Consider the following 3,004-nt stretch of genomic DNA (forward strand, 5'->3'; position numbering starts at 1 on the left):
GCGGCCAACCGACGGGCCGTTTCTACAAAGCCTGTATCAAACCGCGCGGCCGGATCTGCAGTGGATCGACGGCGAGCCGGAACAGGTGCAGCAAGTGGTCGCCCAGCAGTTCCAGGTGCAGGAACAGGGCATGGGCGACAACTACCCCAACGCCATGCACTACGTGGTGGAAAAGCTCGGCACGGCGATCGGTGCCCTCAGCACTGATTTCGGCCCCAACGAGATTCGCGTGCTGTACCTGGCCTTCGTCCCGCAGGCGCGCGGCCAGGGTTTTGGCCGCGCTGTGCTGCAAGGCGTGCAGAAAGCTGCGCAACAGATCCGCTGCCCGGTGGCGACGGTGGTCTGGACCAGCAACCCGCATGCGCGCCGGCATTACCTGGCCCTGGGTTTCGCGGTGGAGCAAAGCAATCCTGCGGCGGAGCGGCTGGTCTGGTATCCGCAGGGCTAGGCCTGCACAAACCCTGTGGGAACGAGCCTGCTCGCGAAGACGACGATTCATCCAGCATCGTTGTTGGCTGACAGGACGCTTTCGCGAGCAGGCTCGCTCCTACAAGGGGATGTGCAGTCAGTTGAAGGTGAGGTTGCGTTAGATGATCGAGTCGATATCGAGCGTATGCGGCGCGCCAATCGTATGCCCGTAAAGTGAGGTCAGCAGCGCATCGTTGCTGGCGTTGTCCGGTGCCTGCGCCAGTTGTTCTTCCTTGAGGTTTTCCGGGTGCGCGCGCCAGCGTTGCACGCTTTCGGCGAGCAGCTCCGGCTGTGCGGCGAACAGGCCATAGACGTCCGTGGCCCTGACCCGTTTGTACCGCAGAGCGCTCAGGCGCGCATGGGTGGTCTCGATGCGGCTGACTTCGTGGCTGATCGCCTCGATCGTGCGCTCCTGAGTGCGCACGTAGGCCGCTGGCCGGGCCAGCAGATCCTTGCGGGCGGCGCGTAATTGCCGGGTAATGCGCAGCAGCGCCTCGTCCACCCATTCGAACTCGCGGTCGGTGACCCGCGTGCGATTCGCTTCATGGGCCTGCTGCCAGCGGCGCAAGGCTGCCCAGCACGCCGGGACATAGCCGCCGACCATCGAGTGATGCCCGGCGTTGAAGATCTGCCGCAACAAGCCCGGACGATCCGGCAGGCCGTTTTTCTGCTGCAGCGCGACGGTGCACGCGGCGTGCTGGGTGATGGTGTCGCAGCCCGGCTCCCACAGGATCGAAGACATCTGCTGACGCCCGAACTCCACCGGCATGGCGTGATGCAGGGTGCCGTGGTGGGCATAGGCTTCCCCCGTCCAGTTGGTAATGCCCGCGACGAACACCGACAGACCGACCGGCACATTGGTAAACATCAGCGCCGCGCCAGCCCCGTAGACCCCGGTCTTGGTGTTCATCCAGCTGCCCGGCACGCTGGGTACCGGGTCGTTGTGGTTGACCATGCGGTAATGCACCAGCGGGGCGGCGGCTTTGATGAAGACGGTGTCGCCGGCGCGGGGGGCGCCGTAGGTGTAGAGCTGGATGTTGTAGTCTTCGGACCTGCGGCGCAGCATTTCCGCGAGCAGCAGGGTGATTGCGCCGCCTAGGCTGTGGCCGCAGATGAGTAGTTTTTGGCCGGCGTAGAATCGGTCTAGATAGCTAATTGCGAAAGCCGCGGCTTTTTTTGCTGCTTGGTAGAAACCTCGGTGGACCTGACCCTCTCCTTCTTCGAACGGCACTTGTAATGCATCGGCATCGCGCAACCCATCAGGAATGATCTCTAAGGTTCCACGTACTGCAATCAGGATCAGTTCGTCATTGTGAGTGATGAACGCCTGGGTGTCGGTCGCTTCTTTCCCGAGGATTCTGTCGTCGAGAAAGTGGATCTTCTCTGGGTGCTCCTGATCGTCTCCAAGAGCCGGATCATTGACCTCATACAGCGCCGGATCGAACGGCACGATTTCCAGCCTTCTGGAATACGCCACGTCTTCATACAGGGGGTAATAGGCTGTGCTTTGCGCGGCGTCGACGCGCCACAACTCGTCGGACTTGGCCAGGGCATCGGCGAACCAGTTGCCCACGCTGGGTTGTGTGGGGAAGGTGACCCGGGGTTCCTTGATCGGCGCGGTGGCGGGTTTCTGGCCAAAAGGGCAGTAACTCAGGGTGGCCATCAATGCCAGTTGGTAAAGGTTGAGTGCGCAGAACTCCGGCGCCGTCGACAGCATCGGGCGCAAGGCCCGCAATGCACGCACTTCCAGCACCGAGTGTTTGCGCGAGGCCAGGGCGACGCCGACCTGTGCATGCTTGCCCATGATCGCTGACAGGCCGCTGTTGGCGGGGTAGTGGCGATAGACCTCGGGCGGCAGATGAGCGACATGCCGGACCAGATGGCGCACCTCTACCTGGATGTATTCGTCGCCGTCCGTAACGGGTTGTTCGCGGTTACGGGTGGCGTCCGGATTGCGGTAACGGGTTTGTTCGGCGCGAACCTGGAGTTCGGTGATTTTCAGGGGGTAGTGGGGGCGTTCCATTACGCGTAGATAGACTTTTTCCTGAGCCTCGTAAGCCTGTTCGAAACGCAACGCAATCGGGCCTGCGCAATAGTTGTCGACTTTGCCAACACCGTTGATATCAAGGTATCCATTGAATAGTTGCCCCTCCGAATCGACCGCAACATAGGCCAATCCTCCATAAGCTTCCCCAGAGCCAAACTCATCGACCAGTTGAAAACTGCTCCAGTTGCCTTGTGCCGGGCAGCTCAGCAGGCGGCTGTTGAGCGGTGATTGCAGGTCCTTATCAAGTGACGTCATGTGGAACATTCCTTATTCCGTGCAGCCGGGATAGATGGTGCAGATGCGGCCATCAACCATCTGGAAGGTGCTGAAATCGGTGTGGTTACCGAAGCAGAAGGCATCCTGGTCTTCGAAGTTGTCGCCCAGGCAACGCTTCCAGCCGTTAGGTACTTTGACCCAGGTCTTGCCGATGGCAGGCCGTTCTTCCGCCGCCAAATCGATCTTCATCCGCACGGTTTTGCCCGGCAGTTG

At 61.2% G+C, this 3,004-nt stretch carries 2 protein-coding genes and 1 pseudogene; 1 reads left to right on the plus strand and 2 read right to left on the minus strand.

Features of this window, described 5'->3' with window-relative positions:
* A partial coding sequence (locus DBR24_RS18435) for an N-acetyltransferase (protein WP_146189080.1) occupies positions 1-448 on the plus strand: 448 nt, incomplete at its 5' end.
* 138 nt (positions 449-586) lie between these two features.
* Here DBR24_RS18435 and DBR24_RS18445 read toward each other — a convergent pair.
* Complete coding sequence (locus DBR24_RS18445) at positions 587-2,770, minus strand: lipase family protein (protein WP_128615462.1); 2,184 nt, start codon at positions 2,768-2,770, stop codon at positions 587-589.
* A 12-nt stretch (positions 2,771-2,782) separates the two neighbouring features.
* Positions 2,783-3,004, minus strand: a pseudogene (locus DBR24_RS18450) (hypothetical protein); the annotation flags it as partial.

This window comes from Pseudomonas sp. HMWF006 (assembly GCF_003061205.1).
GTDB lineage: Bacteria > Pseudomonadota > Gammaproteobacteria > Pseudomonadales > Pseudomonadaceae > Aquipseudomonas > Aquipseudomonas monsensis.

What these genes read in the sequence shown, in the direction of transcription:
- DBR24_RS18445 (WP_128615462.1), bottom strand. Translation starts at nt 2,770, where the DNA reads ATGACGTCACTTGATAAGGACCTGCAATCACCGCTCAACAGCCGCCTG.